This is a genomic window from Anaerolineae bacterium (assembly GCA_016931895.1).
Taxonomy (GTDB): domain Bacteria; phylum Chloroflexota; class Anaerolineae; order 4572-78; family J111; genus JAFGNV01.
The window spans coordinates 1-5874 of the sequence record JAFGDY010000318.1 but is presented as its reverse complement, the minus strand read 5'-3'; the positions used below and the strand labels follow the sequence as shown (position 1 = coordinate 5874).

The 5874-nt window shown below is 51.0% G+C and carries 5 protein-coding genes; 4 read left to right on the top strand and 1 reads right to left on the bottom strand.

The window, feature by feature from the left end; translation table 11 throughout:
• The first annotated feature begins 98 nt into the window (after positions 1–98).
• Genes JW953_24520 through JW953_24505 form a run of 4 tightly spaced genes read left to right on the top strand, consistent with a single transcriptional unit; the run spans position 99 to position 5572 of the window.
• Positions 99–947, top strand: coding sequence for an EcoRV family type II restriction endonuclease (locus JW953_24520; protein ID MBN1995874.1), 849 nt, complete (start codon positions 99–101; stop codon positions 945–947).
• An 8-nt stretch (positions 948–955) separates the two neighbouring features.
• Positions 956–1867 carry a Dam family site-specific DNA-(adenine-N6)-methyltransferase gene (locus JW953_24515; protein MBN1995873.1) on the top strand — a complete coding sequence of 304 codons (912 nt, stop codon included), beginning with the start codon at positions 956–958 and terminating at the stop codon, positions 1865–1867.
• A gap of 13 nt (positions 1868–1880) precedes the next feature.
• Positions 1881–3614, top strand: a complete 1734-nt coding sequence (locus JW953_24510) for a dynamin family protein (GenBank protein MBN1995872.1) — start codon at positions 1881–1883, stop codon at positions 3612–3614.
• A 29-nt stretch (positions 3615–3643) separates the two neighbouring features.
• A complete protein-coding gene (locus tag JW953_24505; GenBank protein MBN1995871.1) occupies positions 3644–5572 on the top strand; it encodes a hypothetical protein in 1929 nt (642 codons plus the stop codon).
• 116 nt (positions 5573–5688) lie between these two features.
• On the opposite strand, the gene JW953_24500 is transcribed toward JW953_24505, so the two are convergent.
• The coding region (locus JW953_24500; protein ID MBN1995870.1) for a hypothetical protein at positions 5689–5874 on the bottom strand (186 nt) is incomplete at its 5' end.

The following is a 5874-nucleotide window of genomic DNA, read 5'->3' as shown; positions in this document are numbered from 1 at the left end:
TTTTCTTGGATTAACACTCATATAGATTTTCGCCTATTTGAAAAGTGTCAACTTAACTATTCGTAAGAGATGAACCATCCCAAAAGTATCATATCTCTATGGACAGACCTCTGGCGGAAAAACTGAAGCAAGAAATTCTGGAGAACTTGCGGGCCTTCGTTAAATCTTTGGGCACTTATGTGTCAACGGAAGATGGACAATGGACTATCAAAGGATTCATTGATGTTTACAAAAATATCTACACCATCTCCTCGGATACCAAAATAGTATCCAAGATTTTGGAAATCCATATTTTCCCGAAGATATTGGATTTTGCGGAACAGCATAAATACGCTCTTGTTTTAGCTGAACATCAAAACTATTACCCAGACATATCGTTTGTGAGCGTAACCGATGAGCGGATAAAATTTGCCGTTGATTTTAAAACAACCTATAAACTTCCCGATTATCCCGGTTTTTGCAATGGCTTTACGCTTGGCTCTCATGGTGAATATTTTATTAATCGTGAAAGCTCAAAGAATATCCAGTTTCCTTACAAAGATTACTTGGGCCATTTCTGTTTGGGGATAATCTATTCAAGAGCAAAAATCAGGGATATTGACGAAACAAAGGCTTATGAATTATCCAAGTTGCGTTCCATTACCTCAGTCATTAAAGATTTCGAGTTTTTTGTGGCCGAGAAGTGGAGAATCGCCAGTGATAAGGGCGGCAGCGGAAATACGGCCAATATTGGCAGCATTGTCAAAATAGATGATATTCTCCAAGGGAATGGAATGTTCAGCCGTCTTGGTGAAGAATGGTTTGATGATTACTGGATGAACTATGGGAAGATAACTATCACCACCGGAGAGGGAAAAACCAAGAAGATAACCAGTCTCTCAGAGTTCGTAAAATATCGGGGGGGTGATGCCAATCTCATCGTGCCAAAGGCATCACGCCGGAAGTGAAAAGCGTAATGGGTAGAGTGCAGGTTCCGCCGATAAAGTGTCAAGGCATAAAAACAAAACTGGTCCCCTTCATCCGGGAATATATTAATTGGGATGGCGAGGGAAGATGGATAGAGCCATTTTTAGGTTCCGGGGTGGTTGGCTTTAACATCAATCCAAAACGAGCTATTTTTGCCGACTCAAATCCCCACATCATCAATCTTTACCGAAATATTAACGCGGGTGAAATTACTCCTTCGATTGTCAAACGATATTTGGTTGACGAAGGCAAAAAATTGGCTAAAGGCGGAAAAGATTATTATTACCAGGTTAGAACACGGTTTAATAAAAATCATAAACCACTAGATTTTTTATTTTTAAGCCGGGCTGGATTTAACGGAGTTATCCGCTTCAACAGTAAAGGTGGCTTTAATGTGCCGTTCAATCATAAACCGGAACGTTTTTCAAAGGCCTACATCACCAAAGTTGTTAATCAAGTGAGAGCAGTTTATAAACTGTGTCAGTTGAATGATTGGCAATTTATGGCTCAAGATTTTGGCAAAACTTTAGCAATGGCCACAGAAAAGGATTTCATCTATTGCGATCCACCATACGTCGGTAGACACGTTGATTATTTTAACAGTTGGGATGATAACGAAGAAAAAAGGTTGTATGAATTATTATCACAAACAAAAGCCAAATTTATGTTGTCCACCTGGCATAGTAACCAACATCGCAGTAATCCATATATAAACAAATTGTGGTCCAACTTTGTTATTTTAACTAGAGAACATTTTTATCATGTTGGAGCAAAAGAAGTAAATCGAAAACCGATGTTGGAGTCAATAGTAATGAATTACAAAATTGGAAATGGTCTGCCCGCAGCACTTAAGTATCAGCAATTGAGACTTTTAGAGAAGTCTATTGAGTATGTTGAATGAGTTGGCAAATCTCATGCTAAAATCAATTTTAACCAACAAACAAGAAGAACTGCTCAAGCAAGAACGCCAATGGCTGGCCGAGCTGCAAGTTATCCTGGCCAGGCTTGGCGCGGCGCAGGAAGACCAGACTACCCTCACCCGTTCCATTCAACAACTCGACGAGCTATTTCTGCTGGTGGTGGTGGGCGAGTTCAACTCCGGCAAAAGCGCCTTTATCAACGCCTTGCTGGGGCAGCCTTTATTAAAAGAAGGCGTCACCCCCACCACGTCCCAAATCAACCTGCTCAAATTTGGCGAACTTAGCCAGCGCCAGGTCCAAGACGCCCACCTGCACGTTCTCACCGAACCCCTGGAGCTACTGCGCCAGATCAGCATTGTGGATACCCCCGGCACCAACGCCATCATCAAAGAGCACCAGGCCATCACCGAAGAATTTGTGCCTCGCTCCGACCTGGTGCTCTTTATCACCTCCGCCGACCGGCCCTTTACCGAAAGCGAGCGCGCCTTCCTGGCCCAAATTGAGTCCTGGGGCAAAAAGATTGTGTTTGTCATCAATAAAATTGACATCCTTGAGGCCGAAGAAGCGCTGGCCGAGGTGGTTGACTTTGTCCGGCAAAACGCGGCGGTCCTGTTGGGGTCTAAACCCGACATCTTTGCCGTCAGCGCCCGGCGCGCCTTGCAGGCCAAACAGGGCCGGCTAGACCAATGGGCCGGCAGCGGCTTTGAGCCGTTGGAAGCCTTTATCCACGATACCCTGGACGAAACCAGCCGCTTGCGCCTGAAATTCCTCAACCCTCTGGGCGTGGGCGACCACCTGGTCAACAAATACGCCGAGATCACCCAAAATCGCCTCACCCTGTTGGCCGACGACTTTGATACGCTGGCCAATTTGGAGCGCCAGCTTAACGTTTATCGCCAGGATATGACCCGCGATTTCCAATTTCGGCTGGCCGACATCGAAAACATTTTGTACAGTATGGAAAAACGAGGCAACGCCTATTTTGACCAAACCATGCGCCTGGCCAATATTTTTGACCTGCTCAACAAGGGCCGCATTCAACAGGGCTTTACCGAGCAGGTGGTCGCCGACACGCCCCAGGCCATTGAACAAAGAGTGCTTGAACTGATTGACTGGCTGGTCAATGCCGATCTGCACCAGTGGCAGGCGGTAATGAATTACCTGGAACAGCGCAAACAGGAGTACCAGGAACACATGATTGGTGAAGTGGGCGGCGCGTTCCGCTACGACCGCGAACGTTTGATTGATTCGGTGGGCAAGGCAGCCCAAAAAGTGGTGGAAACTTACGACAAATCGCTGGAGGCGGAAAAAATAGCCGACGGCGCGCAACTGGCCGTGGCCGGGGCCGCCGCCGCCGAACTGGGCGCGATTGGCCTGGGCGCCCTGATTACGGTTTTGGCCACTACCGCCGCCGCCGATGTGACCGGTATTCTCGCGGCCAGTGTGTTGGCCGCGCTGGGCCTGTTTGTCATCCCCGCCCGCCGCCGCGCCGCCAAAAAAGAGATGATGGAGCGCGTGGCCGCCTTGCGCCTTCAACTCACCAATGCCTTGACCACCCAATTTGAAAAAGAACTCAACCGGAGTTTGCAGCGCATCAACGAGGCCATTGCGCCCTACACCCGCTTTGTCCGGGCCGAGCAGCAAAAACTGCAAGAAACCCAGGCCGAGTTGAGCGAAGCGCAGCGAACCCAGGGCCGGCTGCGGGCCGAAATTGAGTCAACGTTATAATTGGTTCTGCCACAAGAGGGGGTTTAATTATGTTAGAGCATTTTCCACGCCCGCCCCAAGACAACGGCCGCGGCGTGCATTGGAGTTGCAACCAGTATCTCTGGGGCAAAGAGGATTGGGGCTTTTGGAAAGAGCAGATTCAGGCCATGCGCCTGAAATGGGTAAAACTGCTGGATGACGGCGGCGGCTCGGCCATGGGCCTGGTCAAACGCCTGGTAGACCTTCAGGTGATGCCGGTGGTCCGCTTCTATAAAAAAGAACCGAATCCGGGCCGGGTCACTTCCCGTGAAGTAGATACGGCCCGGCGCTACGTTGAGCTGGGCGCCATGTATTTTGAAACCAACAACGAACCTGACCTGGACCTGGAATGGGTAGGCGGCAAACGCCCGCCCAATTGGCTGGACATTGTGGTAGACAACTTTATCATCGAAGCCGACATGATCCGCGAGATTGGCGGCTACCTGCTCTTCCCGGCCTTTGGCCCCGGCGGTCGAGGCAATCCCTTTCAGATGATCGTGGACCGGGGCCGCCGGGATATTTTGGACGGCAACTGCAGCCTGGCCATCCACAATTACTGCCTGGGGCGGCCCCTGGATTACCCCAACGATCCCGTCAACACCCGGGGCGTTCCGCTTACGCTTCAAGAGTGGGAGGAGAAAGGCGGCCTGTGGGCCTGGGAAATGGGGGTTGAAACGGTGAACGAGCATCGCCGGCGATTGGCCAATCCCCACGCCAATATCATGGAAGATTCCACCTGTTTTCGGGCGTTTGAATATTTTGACGCCCTGGTCAATGAAGCGGTGGGCCACTCCATTCCTATCTTTACCACCGAGGGTGGTTACAACGTGGGCCAGCGGGCCGGCACCACCTTTGGCGACGACGCCCGTTATCCCAAACCCACCCCGGAATGGGCCGGGCGGCTCAGCGACGACATGTTCAAATACATTGAAAACGGGCCGGATTACTACTTTGCCTGCATGCCCTGGCTCATTGCCGTGGCCCGGATGGGGTTGTGGCAGATTGGCTTTGAAAACCAGGGGCCGTGGTTCACCCACCAATTCGACCAGCAATTTGGTCTGGACGGCGAATTGCCGGTGGTGCCTATGCTCAAAGCCAGGCCCGGCAAAGTCCGGCAGAATGGCCCCGTGCCGGAGAGCTGGAGTCAATTCGACACCGGCCCGGATTTGACCGGGCGCGAGTTTGACGACCGTTTCAAATATTTGCAGCCCCAAGTTTTATTAGAGCCTGTCGCCGACCCCACCGACCCGCACTGGCGTTTGATTGAGGCGCGTTGGGCGGACCCCCAGCAAGCCCAGGGCCGGGCTTACGTTTACGTTAAGGCTCTGGACGAATCCGGCCAGCCCCTGGAAGGGGCCACGTTCCAGGCGGACCGGGGCGATGCCATTGACCGCGTGCAAACCAAAGGGCCGGTGGACCAATATTGGGGCAATTACCTGATGACGGGACTGCTGGGCACTTACCAAATCAGCATGGCCGGTGGTTATTTGCCTTCCGATAAACTGGTCAACGTGGGCATGGGCAGCGAAGATCAACCCAATTCCTATATCCCCACCTCGTTCTTTTTGACCTTCCAGAAAGTAGACGGCCAGGCTGTCCCGTCCCCTCCTCCCCAAAATGAAGAAGAATCCTCTCCCTCCCCATCGCCGCCGGACCCAGAACCCACCCCGCCGCCGCCCGAACCGGAACCGCTGCCCGAACCGCCGCCTGCGGCCAATTTACAGGAGGCTTTGACCGCCGCCGCGCGCCAATACATTTACCCCATTAATCGCAAATCTGCGTTGTATCAATACGCGCGGACCCACAACCTGGGCGACTTTCTCTCGGCGGAATTTCCCCTGGTCTATGAGGGAGTAGAATACCGGGGACAGGTGTTTGAAAAAGGCATTGTCTACTCCAGAGTAGATGGCTCCGGCGAGGTAGAGCGTGTGGACTTGTAAAACTTGTACGATTCAGGTCATGTTGCTCTGAGCGAGGAACGAGCGCAGAATCTCCATGCAGGATGTCAAAAAACAAAACAACGCAGCGCCGCATGGAGATTCTTCGGCCTATGGCCTCAGAGCAACATGACCAGGTGAATAGTTACTAAAACTTTAATCCCGCCAACCGGCAAATAGCAGCCATCATTAATAATTCGTAACACGCAACTCACAATTAATAACTCGACTTTTGCATTGACATAATGAACATTAAAAACAGCATAAACGAACGAAACTGCGTTGTTCTTTTTGGGAGCAAGCAA